13 protein-coding genes and 3 pseudogenes are annotated in these 20,985 nt (G+C 70.7%); 8 read left to right on the top strand and 8 right to left on the bottom strand.

Annotated elements, in window-relative coordinates:
* The first annotated feature begins 150 nt into the window (after nt 1–150).
* The gene (locus ACFVYK_RS06030) at nt 151–1,107 is read left to right on the top strand and encodes a helix-turn-helix transcriptional regulator (protein ID WP_389769085.1); all 957 of its coding nucleotides are present in this window, start codon (nt 151–153) and stop codon (nt 1,105–1,107) included.
* Nucleotides 1,108–1,440: 333 nt separating this feature from the next.
* Here ACFVYK_RS06030 and ACFVYK_RS06025 read toward each other — a convergent pair whose 3' ends face one another.
* Together ACFVYK_RS06025 and ACFVYK_RS06020 are read right to left on the bottom strand one after the other, a co-directional pair.
* Nucleotides 1,441–4,110, bottom strand: coding sequence for a cellulose binding domain-containing protein (locus tag ACFVYK_RS06025; protein WP_389769083.1), 2,670 nt, complete (start codon nt 4,108–4,110; stop codon nt 1,441–1,443).
* Nucleotides 4,111–4,400: 290 nt separating this feature from the next.
* Nucleotides 4,401–7,316, bottom strand: coding sequence for a glycoside hydrolase family 48 protein (locus ACFVYK_RS06020; RefSeq protein ID WP_389769080.1), 2,916 nt, complete (start codon nt 7,314–7,316; stop codon nt 4,401–4,403).
* 263 nt (nt 7,317–7,579) lie between these two features.
* Between ACFVYK_RS06020 and ACFVYK_RS06015 the strand changes: the two genes are divergently transcribed.
* The 3 genes and pseudogenes from ACFVYK_RS06015 to ACFVYK_RS06005 form a co-directional block, all read left to right on the top strand.
* Nucleotides 7,580–9,127, top strand: coding sequence for a cellulase family glycosylhydrolase (locus tag ACFVYK_RS06015; protein WP_389769077.1), 1,548 nt, complete (start codon nt 7,580–7,582; stop codon nt 9,125–9,127).
* Between the two features lie 67 nt (nt 9,128–9,194).
* Nucleotides 9,195–10,931: a glycoside hydrolase family 6 protein gene (locus ACFVYK_RS06010; RefSeq protein ID WP_389769074.1), complete on the top strand. Its 1,737-nt coding sequence runs from the start codon at nt 9,195–9,197 to the stop codon at nt 10,929–10,931.
* 248 nt (nt 10,932–11,179) lie between these two features.
* Nucleotides 11,180–11,254, top strand: a pseudogene (locus tag ACFVYK_RS06005) (oxidoreductase); the annotation flags it as partial.
* 81 nt (nt 11,255–11,335) lie between these two features.
* Here the strand turns inward: ACFVYK_RS06005 and ACFVYK_RS06000 are convergent.
* The 3 genes from ACFVYK_RS06000 to ACFVYK_RS05990 all read right to left on the bottom strand — a co-directional run bounded on the left by ACFVYK_RS06000 (nt 11,336) and on the right by ACFVYK_RS05990 (nt 15,573).
* Entirely contained in the window at nt 11,336–12,172 is an 837-nt protein-coding gene (locus ACFVYK_RS06000) for an aldo/keto reductase (protein WP_389769071.1), read from the bottom strand.
* Between the two features lie 157 nt (nt 12,173–12,329).
* Nucleotides 12,330–14,156, bottom strand: a complete 1,827-nt coding sequence (locus ACFVYK_RS05995; RefSeq protein ID WP_389769324.1) for an AMP-dependent synthetase/ligase — start codon at nt 14,154–14,156, stop codon at nt 12,330–12,332.
* A 502-nt stretch (nt 14,157–14,658) separates the two neighbouring features.
* The gene (locus tag ACFVYK_RS05990) at nt 14,659–15,573 is read right to left on the bottom strand and encodes a LysR substrate-binding domain-containing protein (protein ID WP_389769068.1); all 915 of its coding nucleotides are present in this window, start codon (nt 15,571–15,573) and stop codon (nt 14,659–14,661) included.
* A gap of 141 nt (nt 15,574–15,714) precedes the next feature.
* Here ACFVYK_RS05990 and ACFVYK_RS05985 point away from each other — a divergent pair, with 141 nt between their 5' ends.
* Entirely contained in the window at nt 15,715–16,731 is a 1,017-nt protein-coding gene (locus ACFVYK_RS05985) for a bile acid:sodium symporter family protein (protein ID WP_389769065.1), read from the top strand.
* Between the two features lie 106 nt (nt 16,732–16,837).
* Here the strand turns inward: ACFVYK_RS05985 and ACFVYK_RS05980 are convergent, their stop codons facing one another.
* On the bottom strand, nt 16,838–17,755 hold the full coding sequence (locus tag ACFVYK_RS05980; RefSeq protein ID WP_389769062.1) for a zinc-binding alcohol dehydrogenase family protein: 918 nt from the start codon (nt 17,753–17,755) through the stop codon (nt 16,838–16,840).
* A 97-nt stretch (nt 17,756–17,852) separates the two neighbouring features.
* Here ACFVYK_RS05980 and ACFVYK_RS05975 point away from each other — a divergent pair, with 97 nt between their 5' ends.
* A complete protein-coding gene (locus tag ACFVYK_RS05975; RefSeq protein ID WP_389769059.1) occupies nt 17,853–18,290 on the top strand; it encodes a MarR family winged helix-turn-helix transcriptional regulator in 438 nt (145 codons plus the stop codon).
* A 137-nt stretch (nt 18,291–18,427) separates the two neighbouring features.
* On the opposite strand, the gene fdhD is transcribed toward ACFVYK_RS05975, so the two are convergent.
* Together fdhD and ACFVYK_RS05965 are read right to left on the bottom strand one after the other, a co-directional pair.
* Nucleotides 18,428–19,312, bottom strand: coding sequence for a formate dehydrogenase accessory sulfurtransferase FdhD (gene fdhD, locus ACFVYK_RS05970; protein WP_389769056.1), 885 nt, complete (start codon nt 19,310–19,312; stop codon nt 18,428–18,430).
* A 7-nt stretch (nt 19,313–19,319) separates the two neighbouring features.
* Nucleotides 19,320–19,439, bottom strand: a pseudogene (locus tag ACFVYK_RS05965) (Fe-S-binding domain-containing protein); the annotation flags it as partial.
* Nucleotides 19,440–19,457: 18 nt separating this feature from the next.
* Between ACFVYK_RS05965 and ACFVYK_RS05960 the strand changes: the two are divergent.
* Together ACFVYK_RS05960 and ACFVYK_RS05955 are read left to right on the top strand one after the other, a co-directional pair.
* Nucleotides 19,458–19,670: pseudogene (locus ACFVYK_RS05960) on the top strand (MFS transporter); the annotation flags it as partial.
* Between the two features lie 325 nt (nt 19,671–19,995).
* On the top strand, nt 19,996–20,943 hold the full coding sequence (locus ACFVYK_RS05955; RefSeq protein WP_389769053.1) for a beta-ketoacyl-ACP synthase III: 948 nt from the start codon (nt 19,996–19,998) through the stop codon (nt 20,941–20,943).
* Nucleotides 20,944–20,985 lie beyond the last annotated feature (42 nt).

Raw genomic sequence — 20,985 nt, 5'->3', positions numbered from 1 at the left:
GGCTCGGAGGGCGCGGAGGACACGGAGGGCGCGGTCGGGGCGGCGGAGGCGGTGGACGCGGGGGGCGCGATTCCGCCGGGGGGCGGGGCCGAAGAGGCGGAGAAGGTCATGAGCGGGACGGTAGAGCCGCTTCACTGACATCCTGTGTCAGTGAAGTCCAGCCGTCTCGTCTCGATCCTGTTGCTGCTCCAGACCCGGGGGCGTCTGACCGCCGCGCAGCTCGCCGAGGAGCTGGAGGTGTCGGTGCGCACGGTCTACCGGGACGTCGAGGCGCTGGCCGCGGCGGGCGTGCCGCTGTACGGCGACGCGGGTCACGCGGGCGGCTACCGGCTGCTCGACGGGTACCGGACCCGTTTGACGGGACTGACCGCCGACGAGGCGGAGGCCCTCTTCCTGGCCGGCGCTCCCGGCGCCGCCGCCCAGCTGGGCCTCGGGTCGGTGCTGGCCGCCGCCCAGCTCAAGGTCCGTGCGGCGCTCCCGGCGGAGCTGCGGGCGCACGCCGACCGGGTCAGCGGTCGGTTCCATCTGGACGCGCCCGGCTGGTACACGGAGGCGGGCGCGCACGAGGCGCCGTATCTGACGGCGGTCGCCGACGCGGTCTGGAACAACAGGGTCCTGCACGTCGTCTATCGCCGGTGGCGGGAGCCCACCGACGTCGAGCGCCGTCTCGAACCCTACGGTCTGGTTCTCAAGGCGGGCCGCTGGTACGTGGTGGCCGGCCCGGGACCGCGCACCTTCCGCATCGACCAGATTCTCGAACTCACAATCACGGAAGCGGAGTTCGAGCGCCCCGCCGACTTCGACCTGGCCGCGCACTGGACGGAGTACCAGCGCGGATTCCATGAGCGGCTGTACCGGGACAAGGGGGAGGCGGTGGTGCGGCTCGCGCCGGGAGCGGCGCTCGCCCGGGCGAGAAGGCTGAACGAGGAGGTGACGGCGGACGGTTGGACGACGGTCGCGGTACCGATCGAGTCCGTCGAGCACGCTCACGCCGAGTTCCTGCGCCTGGGCGCGGACGTCGAGGTGCTCCAGCCGCCCGAACTGCGGGCGCGGATCGCGCGTACGGTGACCGAACTGGCCGCCAGGTACGGTACCCGCGGCACCTGAGCCGCTTCCGGGCCGCCGGTCCGGCACGCCCCGGCGCCCGGGCCGCCGGTCCGCACCGCCTGACACAGGCGGGACCAGGCCCGCCCGACCTCCCCGCCCGACCTCCCCCGTCGGCACCCTTCCCCGTCGGCCCCTCCCCGTCGGTCCCTCTCCGTCGGTCCCCGCCGACCTCCCCCGTCGGTCCCTCCCCGTCGGGCCCCTCCCGACCTTCCCCGTCGACCTCTCCCATCGGCCCCGCCCGACCTTCGCCGTCGCCCCCTCTCCGTCGCCCCCTCTCCGTAGGCCCCGGCCCGTCGGGGCCGAACCGGGGCGTCAGGTCGGCTTCTGCCGGCTTCAGAGCACCGTGCAGCTCTGATCGCCGAATGTGAACGTGGTCGGTTTCGCGTTGGACGCCGACCAGTTGCCGGTGAAGCCGAAGCCGACCGACGATCCGGCCGCCACGTTGCCGTTCCAGCCGATGTTCTTCGCCGTCACCACCGGACCCGACTGGCTGTAGTCGGCGTTCCAGAGCTGGGAGACCGTCTGCCCGTTCGGGAAGGCCCAGTGGAGACTCCAGCCGGACCACGCGCTCGTACCGGTGTTGGCGAGCTTGACGTCCGCCTGGAAGCCGCCCGACCACTGGTTGGTGATCGTGTACGTCACCGCGCAGGCGCCCGTCGGAGTGGGCGGCGTGGGGTCCGTGCCTCCACCGTCGCCACCGCCCCCGCCGCTGGTGTCGGAGGTGTCGCCGTAGACGACGCCCCGGCCGTTGGTCGACACGTACACCCGCCCGTACACCCTCGGATCGCCCGTGATGGCCCCGCCCGTCCAACCCCACTGGTGGGCGTCGTCGTTGACGCGGGTCCAGGTCGCTCCCTTGTCCGTCGAGCGGAAGATGCCGCGGACGCCGGCGATCTTCGCGCTGGTGTACAGGGTCTGGTAGGACGCTCCTGGCGCCGCCTTGCCGAAGCCGATCGTGTCCGCCTGCTCGACGTTCGACAGCTTGGTGAAGGTCGCGCCGACGTCGGTGGAGTGCCAGAGCCCGTACGCGCCGTCGCTCGCCCCGCCGGCCAGCCAGACGTCGCCCCGGACGCCGGGCAGTGCCTTGAAGCGCACGGTGTCGCCGCTGGGCAGGCCGGTCGCCGCGGATCGGGTGAAGGTCGCGCCGCCGTCCGAACTCACGTAGAGCGCACCGGACTTGAAGCCGTAGAAGACCTTGGGGTCGACTCGGTCCGATTCGACGACCGCGCCGGCGGGGATCCCGCTCGCGGTCTGCCAGGACGTGCCGAAACCGGTGGTGTACTGCACCGCGGCGCCCGCCGGGCTCCAGACGAACCGGCTGCCGTCCGCCGCCGCGGCGACCGTCCCGCCGCCGCTGACGCCCGCGGGGTCCGTGCCCGCGAACCAGTTGGCGCCGTTGTCCGTGGAGAACGCCACGTGCGGCCCCGCGTCGAGGTCGCCGACCCGCACCACCGTGTCCGGGTTCTTCTCGGCGAAGTCCAGACTCGTCGTCGTCGTGAAGTTCGGTGAGGTGAACATCATCGAGGGGGTCTTCGTCAGGTCCGTGTGGCGGAAGCCGCCGACGTCGCCGAGCGCGCTGAGCAGCGGGGCGCCGGACGGGGGAGAGGCGAGGTCGTTGACCGCCGTCTCCTCCAGCCCCTGCACCATCGGCTTGATGGCGATCTGCCCTCCGCTGTCCCAGTTCGCGAGGTTCTCCGTACCGTAGATCGTCGCGCCCGTCCCGTACATCATCCGGTTGGAGTCGAACGGGTCGATCTCCAACGCCTCGGTCATCCACCCGAGCTTCGGGCTCTGCTCCGGCGGCGACGGGTTCGCTCCCCAGGACAGCCACGGCGCCGAGGAGACGTCCATCGTGTACCGGTTGGCCCGGTTGGGGTACGACGTGTAGTCCCACGCCTTGGTCCAGGAGCCGCCGCTGTCCGTCGAGCGGAAGATCTGCGTGTCCGGCCACCAGGAGCTGTACGCGGTGGCCATGATGGTGCCGGGTCTGCGGCGGTCGACGGTCAGCCCGCTGAAGCCGTAGTAGGTGTCGGCCTCCGCGACCGGGCTGATGTCGGTCCAGGTCCCGGTGGTCGTCGCGTACCGCCACAGCCGGCCCTTGCCGCCGTCGTACGGTCCGCCCGTGTCGCTGTACGCGAGGTAGAGATAGCCGTTGACGGCGTCCAGCACCGCCTTGTGCGCCAGGTATCCCGTCGGCTGTCCCGCCAGCCGCGTCCAGGTCGCGCCCGCGTCCGTCGAGCGGTACACGGCGTTGTCCTTGTCCGCCACGCCGACGTAGACCGTCTTCGTCGCGGTGCCGGACGTCCCCGTGGACTCGTCGAAGGTGACCCAGACGACGCCCTGGTTGTCGGAGGCGTACCCGCTCGCGTCGGTCGGATCCTGCCGGTAGTTGCCGACGTTGGGGAAGTTCGTCACCTGCGACCAGGTCACGCCCGAGTCGGTCGAGCGCCACAGGCCCTTGCCGCTCGGCGCGCCCAGGTACAGCACGCTGTTCTTGTGGGGGTCGACCGCGAGCCGCTCGCCCATGCCCCGGCCGGGCATGTTGCCGCCCAGCTTGAAGGGGAGGTCGGTCCTGTGCCAGCTGGCGCCCCGGTCGGCGGAGCGCAGCACGGCGCCGTTCCCGGGGTCCCAGCTGTTGGTGTAGGTGCCGACGGCCGCGTACACCTTGTTCGGGTCGACGGAGTCGGAGGCCAGGCTCACCACGCCGGTGTGCCCCCAGTCGGTCCAGCCGACCGAGTCCAGCAGCGGGGTCCAGGTCCTGCTCGACTCCTGCCAGCGGTACGCTCCGCCGATGTCGGTGCGGGCGTAGGCGAGGTTCTTCTCCTTGCGGTTGAAGACGATGCCCGGAACGAAGCCGCCGCCGTCGATCCGGGCGTTCTTCCAGGTGTACGACTCGGCGGCGAGCGTGGCCTTGGGGCTGTCCGACGCGAGCGCGGGCGGGCTGCCCGCGATCAGGCCGGCGGCGAGCGCCAGCACGGCCGTGAGGATGCGGGTTCTTCGCACGGTGGGGGTCCTTCCTCGCGGAGCCATGGGTGCGGGGGGATGGTGGTGCCGGGGGCGGGACGTGCGATGGCCGGGCGGCCCCCTGTGCGGGTGGGGGCCGCCCGGCCAGGACCCCGTCGTCCGGTGACGGGGCCACGTACGCGAAGCCTTCGAGCGGTTCCGCGGAGCGGGCGGCGTCACCCCGTGTCCCGGAGCGCCCGAAGGGCGACCAGGGACGCGGGGAGCCGCACGACCGGCCACGTCCGGCCGGCGGACGGACGCCGTCCGACCCGCGGAGCGCTCAGCGGGGTTTATTCGAGAAGCTCCGCGTACGAGCCCATGGCCAGGGCGATGTCCGCCTGGGCCCAGAAGCGGTGGTACGTGAACACGGGCGCGGCGCCGCCCGCGAGGTAGCTCTGGATCTTCGACCAGGCCGGGTCGTTCTTGTAGAAGGAGCGCAACGAGGCGAAGGTCGAGGAGGAGTTGACCGTGTCGCCGTTCGGCATCTTGCCGTTGAAGGTGCTCGGGACGTACACGGGGTCGTCGAAGCGGTTGTAGTCGGCGCGGGTCTCCGGGACCGCGATGCCCAGGGCGTCCTGGTTGTTGGCCCACATCCCGTCCAGCAGCGCCTTCGCCGTCGTCTTGGCCTTCGTGTCACCGGACTTGGCGGCGTAGTACGTCAGGGTCTTGGCGTACGCGGCGGCCACACCGACGTCGTTGGTGTAGTCGGCGACGGTGACGTGCAGGCCGGTGTTGGCGCCCGGACTCGACGCGTTCCAGGTGTCGGGCTGGCCCGACCACTGGAGGGTGGAGGGGATCAGGAAGGTGCCGTCCGGGTTGATGGTGGTCTTGGACAGCGCCCAGTCGACCCACTTGTCGAGGACCGCCTTGGCGCTCGCGTTCCCCGTCTGCTGGTAGTACTCGGCGACCCGCTCCATCGACCACGCCTGGAAGCCGAACCACTGGTTGGACGGCGGGTCGTGGTAGACGGGCTGCTGGTCGTAGTACATGCCGTAGAAGGTCGAGGTGCCGGCCGGGGGAGTCGCGTAGCGGCCCGCCCAGCTGTTCGTCGCCCCGCCGGCGATGGCGCCCTCGCTGGACTGCAGCCAGCGGTAGAACTCCAGTTGCCGGGTCAGCGATTTCGACCAGTCGGCCTGTCCTGTCGCCGACTTGGGCTTCAGGTCGGCGTAACTGCTGAGCGCGTAGGCGGCCAGGGGGTTCTGGTAGCCGCCGTGGGTGTGACTGGATCCGATGCGCCAGGCCCAGCCGGCGCTGGTGTCCGTGGCGCCGCCCCAGGCGTAGTACCAGGACAGCAGGTAGTGCGAGGCGTCCTTGCCGGTGCCGGCCGGGCAGGCGGTCGGCCCGACGCAGTTGCCGATCTTCTTGAAGTACTTGTCGTACATGGCGTAGCGCAGGTAGTCGCCCATCTTCGCGGCCTTGCCGACGGCCGCGGAGACGTCACCGCCCTTGCCCTGCGCCTTGGCCCAGACGTCCGCCCAGTACGCGGCCTGGACGACCCGTGCGTCCGCGTCGGGGGCGTCGGTGTACTTCCACTGCTTGGCGTAGGAGGAGTCGCCGGTGAACAGGTCCAGGTAACCGTTTGTGCCGCCGTACTTGAAGGCGTCGCAGGTCGGTTGCGGAACCGTTTCCCACACCGATTCCTGCGCACCGCGCTGGAAGGTGTTGATGTAGGAGGGACCGGTGTCCGTCGGGCCGGCCTCGCACTTGCCGGGCGCGTTGCCGTAGCCGTACGTGTTGTCGACGTCCTGCAGCCAGTGCATGCCGTAGACGTCGTCCGTGCCGTACGCGGACTTCAGCTCACCGGCTATCGGGTCCGTACCCACGGACGCCCCGGTGTCCAGCTTCGCCGGATACTCGTTCGGCGTGTCCAGCTCGGGCGCGTACGTGGCCGGCTTGGACGCGTTGTAGAAGGAGTTGGTCGGCTGGTCGGCGTGGGTGGGGATCATGTACTTCTCCATGATGTCCCAGGCGCCGTTGAACTTGGTCCAGTCGCCGGTGATCTTCCCGTACATGGCCTGCAGCCAGAGGAGGTAGCTGTACGCCTCCGACGTCGTCTCGTGGCCCTGGTCCGGGGCCTCGACGATCAGCGTCTCGACCGAGTGGTACGGGATGCCCTCGGGGGAGAAGTAACCGTTTGCCGGGTTGGTGATCTTTCCGTAGAGATCGAGGAACCGTGCGTCGTACGCCTTGGCGCCCGGAATCTCGGTGGCCGTGACCGAGGCCTTGGCGTGCCCGGTGGCCGTCGACTCGAAGGTCGCCGCGCCCGTGCCGGAGGCGTTGGCGGTGATGGTCACGGTCTGCGCCGTGCTCCAGTTCGACGGCGTGAAGGTGAGGCTCGCGCCGCCGGTCACCGTCAGTCCCGTGTTACCGGTCGTGCGGGCCGTCGTCACGGTCACGTTGGCCGAGGGCTGCGTCGACAGCTTCAGCGAGTAGGTGCCCGTCTTGCCCTGCTGGACGGCCAGTTGGTTCGTGGAGGCGACCACCGCGGGGCCCGAGGCGACCGTGATGCCGACCGGCGTCGACGACGCCGACGCGCCGAGGCTGTCGTACGCCTTGGCGACCAGGGAGTGGCTGCCCACGGACAACCCGGAGGCGGACAGCGTGTACGGAGCGCTTGTGTCCGTCCCGAGCAGGGTCGTGTCGTCGTAGAACTCGATCTTGCTGATCGTCGCGTTGTCGGCGGCCGCGGCGGTCGCCGCGAGCGGCACCGCGTCGCCCTGCGTGTAGACGGCGCCGGCTGTCGGGCTCGTCAGCACCGCTACCGGCGGCTGGTGTGCGCCGACGCAGGGGGCGCCGTTGACCGCGAAGCTCGCGGGAGCGGCGTTCGTGCCGCTGTAGGTGAACTGCGCACCCGTGCTGACGGCCGCCCCGGCGGCGATCGTCCCGTTGTACGAGGCGTTGTTCACGGTGATCTGCTGACCGGACTGCGCCCAGCTGCCGTTCCAGCCGTTCGACAGCTTCTGGTTGCCGGCGTAGGAGTACGTCAGGGTCCAGCCGCTGATCGGGTCGGCGCCGCGGTTGGTGAGGGTCAGATCCGCGGTGAATCCGGAGCCCCAGTCGTTGGTCTTGTAGTCCACGTTGCACTGAACTGCCGCAGCCTGCGCGGGAGTCGTGCTCGTGCTCAGCATGGCGAAGGGGAGGGCGAGGGCCGCCACGGCGGCGGTCCACAGGCGCCGCGCCCCGCGGCGTCTGCGTGAGGGATCCATGTGCTGGTCCTCCTTGCGGCTCGGAGAAGTGGGGGAGGAGCAACAAGCCTTGAACCAGTGGGAGCGCTCCCATAGTGGGGATGGGGGTGTACCCGGTCAAGATGCTTGAAGAGTCGAAAAGATTCGACGCGTCAAGTTGAGGGAAAGTCAGCGACCCCTCTGTTCTTTGCCAGCACTTGGCGCTAGCTTCGAAACACCAGTGGGAGCGGTTCCATTCAGTCGACGCGTCCGTCGCGACGCGCCTGAGCTGCAAGGAGTCGCTCATGCGACACCCCCCGCGTTCAGTGCTTTCCGCCGTCTTCGGCACGGTCGCCCTCGTCTCGGGCGCCCTGCTGCCGGTCGTCACGGCGCAGGGAGCAGCGTCCGTCTGCACGGTGGAGTACTCCGTCACCGGTCAGTGGGACGCCGGCTTCCAGGGCGCCGTGAAGATCACCAACAACGCGGCGGCCGTGGACGGTTGGAGTCTCGCCTTCGACTTCGCCAACGGTCAGAAGGTCACCCAGGGCTGGAGTGCCAAGTGGTCCCAGTCCGGCACGACCGTCACCGCGGTGAACGAGAGCTGGAACGGCTCTCTGGGTGCCGGCGCGAGCGTCAGCGCGGGTTTCGTCGCCTCCGAAGTGGGGGCGAACACCGTACCGACGACGTTCAGGCTCAACGGCACGATCTGTAACGTCGACTCCCAGCCCACACCCACACCGACCCCCACGCCCACACCCACACCGACCCCGACGTCCACACCCACACCGACCCCGACGCCCACCGCGCCTCCCTCGACCGATCCGCCGGGCACCGGTGGCAGACCGCCCGCGCTGCACGTGTCCGGGAACAAGCTCGTGGACGCCGACGGCAGGAACCGCCGCCTGCTCGGCGTGAACCGCTCCGGTGGCGAGTTCATGTGCGTACAGGGACGCGGCATCTGGGACGGCCCGGTCGACGACGCGGCCGTCCGGGCGATCGCGGACTGGAACGTGAACACCGTCCGCATCCCGCTCAACGAGGAGTGCTGGCTCGGCCTGTCGAACATCGGCTCCCCCTACCGGGGCGCGACCTACGTCGCCGCCGTCAAGGACCTGGTGGCGCGCGTCGAGGCGCACGGCATGACGCCCGTCGTCGAGCTGCACTGGACCTACGGGCAGTACACCGGCAACTCGGCGGGATGCGCTGACGTGCACGCCAGTTGCCAGAAGCCGATGCCGGACATGCAGTACTCGCCGTCGTTCTGGTCGTCGGTGGCCGACACCTTCAAGAACGACCAGGCCGTCGTGTTCGACCTGTTCAACGAGCCCTACCCGGACCGCGCCACCTCCACGACCACCCAGGCGTGGCAGTGCTGGCGGGACGGCGGGGCCTGCCCCGGCATCGCCTACCAGGTCGCCGGAATGCAGGATCTCGTCGACTCCGTACGGGCGACCGGAGCCAGGAACGTGATCCTGGCCGGCGGACTCGCCTACTCCAACGACCTCGGCCAGTGGCTGACGCACAAGCCCGACGACCCCACCGGCAATCTCGCCGCCGCCTATCACGTCTACAACTTCAACAGCTGCGCCGACGCCCGCTGCTGGAACTCGACGCTCGCCCCCGTGGCCGCCCAAGTGCCTCTCGTGGCGGGCGAGATCGGGGAGAACACCTGCTCGCACGGTTTCGTCGACCAGGTCATGAAGTGGTTCGACGACCACGGCCTGTCCTATCTGGGTTGGACGTGGAACACCTGGGACTGCTCGACGGGGCCGTCCCTGATCTCGGGCTACGACGGTACGCCCACGACGTACGGCACCGGCCTGCGCGACCATCTGCGCGCACTCCACGGCTAGGTGCACCGAACAGACACACCGAAGAAACGGACACTCCTCCCCGCAACCAAGAAGGAAACCCGCACTCATGAGCCGTAGCAGAACAGCGGTACTCGCCGCGCTGGCGCTGGTCGCCGGCGCCTCAGGGACGGCGCTCGCGGTCGTCCCGGGCGACACGGGCGTCGCCGCCATCCCGTGCAGCGTCGACTACAAGGTGCAGAACGACTGGGGCAGCGGCTTCACGGCCGCCGTCACAGTGACCAACAACTCGGCCGCCAAGTCGAGTTGGGCGGTGAAATGGACGTACGCCGGCAGCCAGAAGGTGACCAACGGCTGGAACGCGAAGGTCAGTCAGTCGGGCACGGCCGTCACCGCCGCCAACGAGACCTACAACGGGACGCTGGCGACCGGCGGTTCGGTCAGCTTCGGGTTCCAGGGCACCTACAGCGGCACCAACGCGGTCCCGGCCACGTTCACCCTGGACGGCGTGACCTGCAACGTCGACGGCGGAACCGGCGGACCCACCGACCCCGGTCCGACCGACCCGGGCCCCACCGACCCGGGCACCCCGTCCACCAAGGTCGACAACCCCTACGCCGGCGCCAAGGTGTACGTGAACCCGGAGTGGTCGGCGAAGGCCGCCGCCGAACCCGGCGGCTCCCGGGTCTCCAACCAGCCCACCGGCGTCTGGCTCGACCGCATCGCCGCCATCAACGGCGTGAACGGGGGCATGGGCCTGCGCGCCCACCTGGACGCGGCCCTGGCCCAGAAGGGCAGCGGCGAGGAAGTCGTCCAGCTGGTCGTCTACGACCTTCCCGGACGTGACTGCTCGGCCCTCGCCTCCAACGGTGAGCTCGGCCCGACGGAGATCGACAAGTACAAGACGCAGTTCATCGACCCGATCGCGGCCATCCTCGGTGACAGCAAGTACGCCTCGCTGCGGATCGTCACCACCGTCGAGATCGACTCGCTGCCCAACCTCGTCACCAACACCGGCAGCCGGGCCACCGCCACCCCGACCTGCGACACCATGAAGGCCAACGGCAACTACGTGAAGGGCGTCGGCTACGCGCTGAAGAAGCTCGGCGCGATCCCCAACGTCTACAACTACATCGACGCCGGTCACCACGGCTGGCTCGGCTGGGACGACAACTTCGCCCCCTCCGCCCAGCTCATGTACCAGGCCGCCACCTCCGAGGGCGCCACCGTCGACGACGTGCAGGGCTTCATCACCAACACGGCGAACTTCAGCGCCCTGAAGGAGAACAACTTCACCATCAACGACTCGGTGGCCGGCAAGTCGGTCCGCGAGTCCAAGTGGGTGGACTGGAACCGGTACGTCGACGAACTGTCGTACGCCCAGGCGTTCCGCAACCAGCTGGTGACGACGGGCTTCCGGTCGAACATCGGCATGCTGATCGACACGTCCCGCAACGGCTGGGGCGGTACCGCCCGGCCCACCGGCCCGGGCGCCACGACCAGCGTGGACACCTACGTCGACGGCGGCCGCTACGACCGCCGTCTCAACACCGGCAACTGGTGCAACCAGGCCGGCGCCGGCCTCGGCGAGCGCCCGAAGGCCGCACCGGCCGCCGGGATCGACGCGTACGTGTGGATGAAGCCGCCGGGTGAGTCCGACGGCTCCAGCTCCGCCATCGCCAACGACGAGGGCAAGGGCTTCGACCGGATGTGCGACCCGACGTACACGGGCAACCCGCGCAACAACAACAACCTGTCGGGCGCCCTGCCGAACGCCCCGCTGTCCGGGCACTGGTTCTCCGCCCAGTTCCAGCAGCTGATGCAGAACGCCTACCCGCCGCTGTAGGCCGATGCGCCGATCCGGGGCCGCGGACCCACGACGACGATCCGCGGCCCCGGGGCGTCGACGACGGCCCGCCCACGCGGTGAGGCGTCGACCTTCCGTGTCCGCCGTGAAGGGACGCCGTCGCGTGTCCGCGGTGCGGGGGCGGTGATCCGCCGGTGCGCTCGGTCCTCCCGGGCCTGCCCCGGCGGATTCGACCGCGGAGTCATCCCGAAGGGCGCTCCAAGTGATGGACTGCGAGACGCACTTGGGTGTGGGCGCTGCGTCAACCGGCCGGCGTGGACGTCAACACCGTCGTCGTACGGCCGATCGGCCAACCCAACTGACGGGCCGTCACGGCGCGTCGAGGGCGCCCCCGACCAGGGGCGCCCTCGACGTCGTGTGCGGAGCCGGCCCGCGGTGGGTGCTCAGGCGACGTCGAACGTGGCCGGGTCGGGGCCGATGCGCCGGTCCTCGTTCAGGGCGCTGATCGCCGCCAGGTCCTCCTCGTCCAGGCTGAAGTCGAAGACGTCGATGTTCTCCTGGATCCGCGACGGCGTCACGGACTTGGGGATGACGACGTTGCCGAGCTGGAGGTGCCAGCGCAGCACGACCTGGGCCGCGGTGCGCTGATGCTTGCGGGCGATGGCGACGATCGCCGGGACCTCCAGCAGCCCCTTGCCCTGACCGAGCGGGGACCAGGCCTCGGTGGCGATGCCGCGCGCCGCGTGGAACTCGCGGGAGGCCCGCTGCTGCAGGTGCGGGTGCAGCTCGATCTGGTTGACCGCCGGGACGACCGAGGTCTCGCCGATCAGCCGCTCCAGGTGGTCCGGCAGGAAGTTGGACACGCCGATCGCCCGCACGCGGCCGTCCGCGAGGAGCTTCTCGAACGCCTTGTACGTGTCGACGTACGTGTCACGGGCCGGGAGGGGCCAGTGGATGAGGTACAGGTCCACGTAGTCCAGGCCGAGCTTCGCCAGGGAGGTGTCGAACGCGCGGAGCGTCGAGTCGTATCCCTGGTCGCCGTTCCAGAGCTTGGTGGTGACGAAGATGTCCTTGCGGGGCACGCCGGAGGAGGCGATGGCCTTGCCGGTGCCCTCCTCGTTGCCGTAGATCGCCGCTGTGTCGATGCTGCGGTACCCGGCCTCCAGCGCGGTGGAGACCGCCTGCTCCGCCTCGTCGTCCGGCACCTGCCAGACACCGAAGCCCAGCTGGGGCATCTCCACGCCGTTGTTGAGGGTGATCTGGGGGACCTTGCTGCTCACGAGCTCTTGATCCTTCGGTTGTCCGTCAAAGGGGTACTCCCATCGTCAACGATCACGGCGGGCGTTGCATTCCTGCCCCCGCTGATCGGTTTCTCGGGAGCCTGTCGCAAACCCGTCCCGTGCTCGTCGGTAAACCGTTTCACCGCCTTCGGCGAGATCATGTGCGGTACAGGGCGTCGACTTCTTTTGCGTAAGCGTTTTCGATGGCCTTGCGCTTCAGTTTCAGCGACGGGGTGAGCAGCCCGTGCTCCTCCGTGAAGGGCTGGGCGAGGATGCGGAAGGTGCGGATCGACTCGGCCTGCGACACCAGCGTGTTCGCCGCCACGACCGCGCGGCGCACCTCCGCCTCCAGGTCGGGGTCGCGCACCAGCTCGGCGGGCGTCAGTTGCGGTTTGGCGCGCATCTGCAGCCAGTGCTCGACGGCCTCCTTGTCGAGAGTGACCAGCGCGGCCACGAACGGCCGGTCGTTGCCGACGACGATGCACTGGCTGACCAGCGGATGGTCGCGCACCCGCTCCTCCAGCAGCCCGGGCGAGACGCTCTTGCCGCCCGAGGTGACGAGGATCTCCTTCTTGCGGCCGGTGATGGTGAGGTAACCGTCTTCGTCGAGCGAGCCGAGGTCTCCGGTGGCCAGCCAGCCGTCGTGCAGGGTCTCGTCGGTGGCCTTGGGGTTGTTCAGGTAACCCTGGAAAACGTTCTCACCGCGCAGCCAGATCTCGCCGTCGTCCGCGATGTGCACGGTCATGCCGGGGATGGCCTGGCCGACGGTCCCGTAGCGGGTGCGCCCGGGCGGGTTGGCGGTCGCCGCCGCCGTCGTCTCGGTGAGGCCGTAGCCCTCGTAGATCAGCACGCCCGCGCCGGCGAAGAACAGGCCGAGTCTGCGGTCCATGCCCGAGCCGCCCGACATGGCGTGCCGCACACGGCCGCCCATGGCCGCGCGGACCTTGGAGTAGACGAGCTTGTCGAACAGCTGGTGCTGCATGCGCAGTCCGGCGGAGGGGCCGGGGCCGGTGCCCCATTCCTTCGCCTCCAGGGCCTCGGCGTAGTTCACCGCCACCTCGACGGCCTTCTCGAAGGGGCCGGCCCTGCCTTCCCGCTCCGCCTTGCGCCGGGCCGCGTTGAAGACCTTCTCGAAGATGTACGGCACGGCCAGGAAGAACGTCGGCCGGAAGGCGGCCAGGTCCGGCAGAAGGGCGGCCGCGTGCAGCTGGGGCTGGTGGCCGAAGCGGACCCTGCCGCGGATCGCGGCGATCTGCACCATCCGGCCGAAGACGTGGGCGAGCGGCAGGAACAGCAGGGTCGCCGCCTCGTCGCCCTTTCTGGAGTGGAACACCGGCTCCCACCGCTCGATGACGGTGTCCGCCTCGAACATGAAGTTGCCGTGCGTGATCACACAGCCCTTGGGCCGACCGGTCGTCCCGGAGGTGTAGATGATCGTCGCGGTGGAATCCGGGGTGACCGCTTCCCGGTGCCGGTGCACCACCTCGTCCTCGATGGCGGCGCCGGCGTCGTACAGCTCCTGCACGCAGCCGGAGTCCAGCTGCCACAGCTGCCGCAACTGCGGAAGTCGGTCGATGACGGTGGCGATCGTCATGGCGTGGTCCTCGTGCTCGACGACCGCGGCCGTGCATTCGGCGTCGTACAGCATCCAGAAGCACTGCTCGGCGGACGAGGTCGGATAGACCGGCACCACCTGCGCGCCGATGGTCCACAGGGCGAAGTCGAACAGGGTCCACTCGTAGCGGGTGCGGGAGACGATGGCGACGCGGTCGCCGAACCGGATGCCCTGGGCCAGCAGGCCCTTGGCCAGGGCGAGGACCTCGTCGCGGAACTCACCGGCGGTGACGTCGCGCCACTCGCCCCGCTCGTCCTTGCGGCCGAGGGCGATGTACCGCGGGTCCTCCTGGGCGTGCTGGAAGACGACGTCGGCCAGACCGCCCACCGGCGGCGCCAGCGCCAACGGAGGGTTGGTGAACTCGCGCAAACGCACCCCGCTTCTCATGGCCCCACAGCGCCGTGAAAGCTACCCCACCCGGCGACAGGGCGGGAGGGGGGCGGAAAGCGAACGATGCTCTCGTCCGCTCTCGTCCGCGCTGGTCAGCCCAGGAAAATGGGCGCACATGGGGAAGGGTCGGACACAAAGCTGACGGTTGAGTAAGTTTCGGTACCGTAATCTCCACCGAATCTGCCCGCACCGCTTACGCTGCCCGACCCTTCCGGGGGTCTGTCACGGTTCGCGCTGCCCGACCCTTCGGGGGTCTGTCACGGTTCGTGCCGTCCGACCCTTCCGGGGCGCTGTCACGGTCGTGCCGTCCGACCCCCCATCGTCGTCACCGCGGCGTTCCGTGACACGGCCGCCTTCCCGCCTACCTCGCCGGGCCGCTGGGGCGGCTGAAGGGCATCCAGCACGTCGAGACCACGCCGCTCCTGCGCAGGCTGAAGCAGCTGACGTATCAGTTCGGCGCCCGGGAGAAGGACCGGAGCGGTCAGCCGGCGCCGGTTTCTCGCCGGCCCTCCCTGCGGGCGGTGTCCGGTGCCGCCCGCCGCTGCAGTCGGTCGCCGCCCGTCAGGATCGCCGCCGCCAGCGCGTCGGCCGCGCCCTGGGCCGACGTCCGCCTACGGCCGTGCACCAGGACGAAGTCGACGCGCCCCAGCTCGGGCAGCCCCGCGCGTTCCGGGATCCGCACCAGACCCGGCGGGATCAGCCCCCGCGAGTGCGCCATCACGCCCAGCCCTGCCCGCGCCGCGGCGATGAGGCCGTTCAGGCTGCCGCTGGTGCAGACGATCCGCCAGTCCCGACCCTGCCGTTCCAGCGCCTCCAGGGCCAGGGCGCGGGTGATGCCCGGGGGCGGGAAGACGATCAGCGGGACCGGACGGCCGGCGTCCAGACGCAGCCGCTCGGCGCCGATCCACACCAGTTCGTCGTGCCACACCAGCTCGCCGCGCGGGTCCTCGGGGCGCCGCTTGGCCAGCACCAGGTCCAGTTTTCCGGCGCTCAGCTGTTCGTGCAGGGTGCCCGACAGCTCCACCGTCAGTTCCAGACCGACCTCGGGGTGGTCGTGACGGAAGCCTTCCAGGATCTCCGGCAACCGGGTCAGCACGAAGTCCTCCGAGGCGCCGAAGCGCAGTCGCCCGCGCAGCCGGGTGCCGGTGAAGAACGCCGTCGCCTGCTCGTGGACGTCCAGGATCCGGCGGGCGAAGCCGAGCATCGCCTCGCCGTCCTCCGTCAGCTCCACGGAGTGGGTGTCCCGGGTGAACAGCGTCCGGCCGGTCGCGTCCTCCAGCCGCCGCACGTGCTGGCTGACGGTGGACTGGCGCACTCCCAGCCGCCGCGCGGCCTGCGTGAAACTCAGCGTCTGCGCCACGGCGAGGAAGGTCCGCAGCTGGGAGGGGTCGTACACGCCTGCCACGCTACTCGGTCATCGCGATGCGTGATGACAGTGAGAACGGTATGGCGGATTCCCGATCACGGTGTCGTGCAGGACGATGGAGGCAGACCTTCCGGGCCCGGCGCCCGTCCATCGAAGCGCACGTGGAGCACCGTGAAACGCCTGCACTGGCCCCGTCGGATGCCGGTCGACCCCTACATCCTGCTGCTGCTCGGGACCGTCGGGCTCGCCGCGCTGTTCCCGGCGCGCGGCGGCGCCGCCGACGTGGCCTCCGGCGCCTCCACGGCCGCGATCGCCTTCCTCTTCTTCCTGTACGGGGCCCGCCTGTCCACCCGTGAGGCGATGGACGGGCTCAAGCACTGGCGACTCCACGTGACCGTCCTGGCCTGTACGTTCGTGGTCTTCCCGCTGCTCGGCCTGGCCGCGCGCGGCCTCGTCCCGGCCCTGCTCACCTCACCGCTCTACCAGGGGCTGCTCTTCCTCACCCTGGTCCCGTCGACGATCCAGTCGTCGATCGCCTTCACCTCCATCGCGCGCGGCAACGTGCCCGCCGCGATCTGTGCGGGGTCCTTCTCCTCGCTGGTCGGCATCGTCGTCACCCCGCTGCTCGCCGCGGCCGTGCTCGGCAGCAGTGGCGGCGGCTTCTCCGCGGACTCGCTCGTCGAGATCGTGCTGCAACTGCTGGTGCCGTTCGTCGCGGGGCAGTTGCTGCGCCGGTGGATCGGCGGATTCGTCACCCGGCACAAGAAGGTGCTCGGCCTGGTCGACCGCGGTTCGATCCTCCTGGTCGTCTACACGGCGTTCAGCGAGGGCATGGTCCGCGGCATCTGGCACCAGGTCAGTGCCGTGCGCCTCGGCGGACTGCTCGTCGTCGAGGCCGTCCTGCTCGCCGTGATGCTCACCCTGACCTGGTACGGCGGCAAAGCGCTGCGGTTCGGCCGTGCGGACCGCGTCGCCCTCCAGTTCGCGGGCTCGAAGAAGTCCCTGGCCTCCGGACTGCCCATGGCGAGCGTCCTGTTCGGCGCCCACGCCTCCCTCGCCGTCCTGCCTCTGATGCTCTTCCACCAGATGCAGCTCATGGTGTGCGCGGTCATCGCCAAGCGCCGCGCGCGGGACCCTTTGGACCCGACGGGCGCCCAGGCCGACGACCGGACCCCGGCGACGGCCTGAAGGGTTTGCGCCGCCCGGGCGGCCGGGCCCGGTCCGCGCGACCGTGTCCGTGTGGCCTGTCCGTGTGGCCTGTCCGCGTGGCCGGGGCCGTGCCGGTCAGGCCGGGTCAGGGCACCAGGATCACCTTCCCCCGGTTCTCGCGCCCCTCGATCACCGCGTGCGCCTTCGCGGCGTCCTCCAGGGCGAACCTCCCGTGCACGGACGGCTTCAGCGCTCCGTCCGCGTGGAGCCGCCACAGCTCCCGCCGCCAGCGCTCGTACAGCTCCGGCTCGCCGCGCGCCGTCCGGGCCGTCTGGAAGCCGATCACCGACTTGGCGCCGACGATCAGGTCGTACGCCTGGACGGTCCCGCCGCCCGAGCTGTAGGCCACGAGCCGCCCGCCCGGGGCGAGGGCCGCGACGGCCGGGGTGAGCAGGTCGCCGCCGACCGCGTCCAGGACGTAGTCGGCGCTCGCGCCCCAGTCGTCCTGGCCGTAGACGATGACATCGTCGGCGCCCAGAGCCCTCACGAAGTCGGATTTCGCCGGGTCGGACACCGCGCCCACCACGCGCGCCGCACCACGCGTCCTGGCGAGTTGCACGGCGAGGTGGCCGACCCCGCTCGCCGCGGCGGTGACGAGCGCCGTCTCGTCGGGTTCGGGGCGCGCGGCGCTGAGCGCGCCCAGCGCGACCAGCCCGCTGCGGACGAGGGCGACGGCGTCGACCGCGTCGGCGTCGTCCGGGACGGGGGAGGCCATCGTCTCGTGCACCGGGGCGAAGTCGGCGTAGCCGTGGCCGAAGCACAGGCCCGTCACGCGCTCGCCGACCCGGAATCGGCCGACCCCGCTCCCGACCGCCATGATCCGCCCGGCGATCTCACCGCCGAGCGCGATCGGCTCCGCGGCCTCGGTGACCTTGCGGACGACGGGGAGGGTCACGCCGATCGCCTCGCACCGCAGGAGGAGCTCGCCGGGTCCGGGCTCGGGGACCGGCGCCTCCTCCAGGAACAGCGGCCCACCGGTGGACTCGTACCGGACGCGACGCATCGCACCTCCAGGGTTTACGTTCGTCAGATTCATTGGGAGGACCAACGATAACGGCAAGTCGTGGGGAGGACCAATGACTTATCGGTAGGGTGTGACCATGACCGAAGCGCCCCTTGCCGCGATCCGCTCCCTCCCCAGCTGGCTGCTCGGCCGGGCCGCCGCGCGCGGCCGTTCGCTGGTCGCCGACGCCCTCGCCGTCGAGGGCGTCAAGATGTGGTCCCACGTCGTGCTCTGCGCCGTCCGCGATCTCGGCCCCGTGGCCCAGGCCGACCTCGGCCGCGGTGTCGGACTGGACCCGAAGGACCTGGTCGGCGTCCTCAACGACCTTCAGGCGGCGGGCCTGGTCGTGCGTGAGCCGGACCCGAACGACCGCCGTAAGAACGCCGTGTCGCTCACCGGATCGGGCGAACGCGTGCTCGCCCGCTGCGAGAAGGCCGCCCGTGCGGCCAACGACGCGCTGCTCGCGCCGCTCACGACAGCCGAACGGGACCAGTTCACGGCCCTGTTGGCCCGGATCTCCGGCACGGACGGCTGACGGTCGGGGCGGTCGGGCGGTCGGGGCGGTCCGGACGGCGACGGACGGCCGGCCGGGGCCCAGTCAGGGCCGCCCCGGCCGCGCGAGGGACGGGCCCGCGCTTCGGGGCCCCGCCGCCGGGTCTCGGTGCGGCCGGGTCAGCTCCCGGCGGTCGCGGTCCGCAGGGCGATGCGGTCCTCTCCCGCGTAGACGTTCATGGAACTGCCCCGCAGGAAGCCCACCAGCGTCAGACCGGTCTCCGCCGCCAGGTCGACGGCCAGGGAGGAGGGCGCCGAGACCGCCGCGAGCAGCGGGATGCCCGCCATCACGGCCTTCTGCGCCAGCTCGAACGAGGCCCGTCCCGAGACGAGCAGGATCGTCCGCGACAGGGGCAGGCCCTCGTTCTGCAGGGCGCGCCCGACCAGTTTGTCGACCGCGTTGTGCCGGCCCACGTCCTCCCGCACGTCCAGCAGTTCGCCGTCCTCGGAGAACAGGGCCGCCGCGTGGAGCCCCCCGGTCCGGTCGAACACCCGCTGGGCCGCGCGCAGCCGGTCGGGGAGGCTCGCGAGCAGTTCCGGATCGACCCGCAGCGGGGGAGTGTCGGCGATCGGCCAGCGGGCCGTCGTGCGGACCGCGTCCAGACTCGCCTTGCCGCACAGGCCGCAGGACGAGGTCGTGTAGACGTTCCGCTCCAGGGTGATGTCGGGAATCGCCAGGCCGGGGGCGGTCCGCACGTCCACCACGTTGTACGAGTTGGAGCCCCGCCCGCTCTCGGCTCCGCCCGGGAGGGAGGGATCTTCAAGGGTCGCGCCCGCGCAGTAGACGATGTTCAGCAGATCGGAGGCCGCGGCCAGCACGCCTTCGCTGACCAGGAAGCCGGCCGCCAGGGCGAAGTCGTCGCCGGGGGTGCGCATGGTGATGGCGAGCGGCTTGCCGTTGAGCCGGATCTCCAGCGGTTCCTCGGCCACGAGGGTGTCCGGCCTGGTGGTGACCGCTCCGTCCCTGATGCGGATCACTGTGCGTCGTTCGGTGACTCGTCCCATGTCGTGATCAGCCCCGGTTCTGTGCGTGCTGGTAGCCGAAGCGGCCCAGGCTGCGGAGATCGCCGTGGGTCACCGGGTCGTCGTGCGGCGCGGTGACCTTCACTGACTCATTGTCCTGCACACGGAGCGCGGGGCCGCGGGCCCCCGTCCATCAGCAGGCGCATGCGCGCTGGTGATCCTCTCCTTCTACAGCGGCGGCTTCGCGACGATCCCCGCCCGCCTCAAGCCCTGTTCATCATGATCGGGCTGCTGGCCGTCGGCTTCGTCGCCAACGAACTCGTCCGCCCCGTCGACGCCCGACACCACGTCCCCGCCTCGAGGAACCGCCGATGCCGAACGCCAGCAGCCCGAGTCCGCAGCCTGCCGGCGGCCGCTGATCGCCCTCGCCTGGCTGTGGGTGGGGGCGCCGCTCGCCTACGGGCTGTTACGAGCTCGTCCAGAACGCCACTCGCCTACGGGCTGCACGAGCTCGTCCAGAAGGCGACGCAGCTGTTCGCCGGGCAGCGAACCCGTGGGGCGCGTGTTCGGGGAGTGCGCGTTCGACGGTTGGCCGGGCGTCCGAGGCCTATGGGGAAGCCGACAACCCGGGAACCGGTTTCCTGTCGCTTCACGCGCCCCCGTACCCGTGAGTCACTGATCAGACTGGTGGATCCCGCTACCCAAGGCAACGAGGGGACCCCCCAATGAACGGCTCGCGCATCGCCGCCGTCGGCCACTACCAGCCCGCCAAGGTGCTCACCAACGAGGAGTTGGCGGGCCTGGTCGACACCAGTGACGAGTGGATCAGGAGCCGGGTGGGCATCCGCACGCGACACATCGCCGGCCCCGACGAGCCGGTGGACGAGCTGGCGGCGAACGCCGCCGCCAAGGCCCTCGCGACGGCCGGTCTCACACCGGACGACATCGACCTGGTGCTGGTCGCGACCTCCACGGCCGTGGACCGCTCGCCCAACATGGCCGCCCGGGTCGCCGCCCGACTCGGCGTGCCGCGGCCGGCCGCGATGGACGTCAACGTCGTCTGCGCCGGTTTCACCCACGCGCTGGCCACCGCCGACCACACCGTCCGTGCGGGCGCGGCCACCCGTGCCCTGGTGATCGGCGCCGACAAGATGTCCGAGGTGACCGACTGGAGCGACCGGACGACCTGCGTGCTGGTCGGCGACGGAGCGGGCGCCGCCGTGGTCGAGGCCTGTCCCGACGGCGCGACGCCCGGCATCGGGCCCGTGCTGTGGGGTTCCGTCCCCGAGATGGGGCACGCGGTGCGCATCGAGGGCCAGCCGGCCCGGTTCGCGCAGGAGGGGCAGAGCGTGTACCGCTGGGCCACGACGCAGCTGCCCCCGCTCGCGCGCCAGGCCTGCGAGCGGGCGGGACTGGCTCCCGAGGACCTCGCGGCCGTCGTGCTGCACCAGGCGAACCTGCGCATCATCGAACCCCTCGCGCAGAAGATCGGCGCGGTCAACGCCGTGGTCGCGCGCGACGTCGTCGAGTCGGGCAACACCTCCGCCGCCAGCATCCCGCTCGCGTTCTCGAAGCTCGTCGAACAGGGCGCCGTCTCGACCGGGGACCCGGTGCTGCTGTTCGGATTCGGCGGCAACCTGTCGTACGCGGGACAGGTCGTGTACTGCCCCTGAAAGGGGCGGGCCCGGGCCCGGGACGCCCTCGAAGCGGTGGCG

This window comes from Streptomyces sp. NPDC058291 (assembly GCF_042880855.1).
Classification (GTDB): Bacteria; Actinomycetota; Actinomycetes; order Streptomycetales; family Streptomycetaceae; genus Streptomyces.
The sequence above is the reverse complement of the archived record's forward strand: the minus strand, read 5'-3'. Positions and strand labels throughout refer to the sequence as shown.